General features: G+C 74.3%; 1 protein-coding gene. It reads left to right on the top strand.

All coding sequences use genetic code 11. From position 1 onward, the window contains the following. A partial coding sequence (locus D183_RS25545) for a M56 family metallopeptidase (RefSeq protein ID WP_017910759.1) occupies positions 1 to 682 on the top strand: 682 nt, incomplete at both ends.

Here is a 682-nt window from a genome sequence, read left to right as displayed (position 1 = left end):
AGCCGCCAGCGTGCGCGCGAGGCGGCGCCGTGCACCGATACCGCCCTGCTCGGTGCGCTGCGCCTGGCGGCCGAGGCCCACGGCCTGCGCCAGCCGCCGCAGCTGCGGCTGTGTGCGCGCATCGATTCGCCGCAACTGATCGGGCCGTGGCAGCCGGTGCTGCTGCTGCCGGCGCGGCGCATGGACAGCCTGCGCGCCGACGATCTGGACATGGCGCTGACCCACGAACTGGTGCACCTGCAGCGCCGCGACCTGTGGTGGGGGCTGCTGCCGGCGGTGGCGCAGCACCTGTTCTTCTTCCATCCGCTGGTGCACCTGGCCAACCGCGAGTACGCCCTGGCCCGCGAGGCGGCCTGCGATGCGGCCGTGGTCGCCGGTCACCGCCATTGCCGTCACGACTACGCGCGGCTGCTGGTGCAGCTGGGTGTGGCACCGCGGCCCAGCGCCGGCCTGGCCAGCGCTTCGCCGACCTTCCTGAGCCTGAAACGGAGATTGCTGATGCTGCAGACCACGTCCGCTTTTCCGCGCCTGGGCGCGGCCCTGATCCTGACCGCGGTGACCGTGCTCGGCGTGGCGCCGCTGCGCCTGGTGGCCCAGCCCGGCCATGCGCTGCCTGCCGCCGGCAAGCCGGCTCCCGCCTCCCCGGCGCAGGCCGCGGCGCCACCGAGCGAATACACTGCCG

The sequence above is a fragment of the Xanthomonas sp. SHU 199 genome, from assembly GCF_000364665.1.
GTDB lineage: Bacteria > Pseudomonadota > Gammaproteobacteria > Xanthomonadales > Xanthomonadaceae > Xanthomonas_A > Xanthomonas_A sontii.
This window is presented reverse-complemented; position numbering and strand designations above follow the sequence as displayed.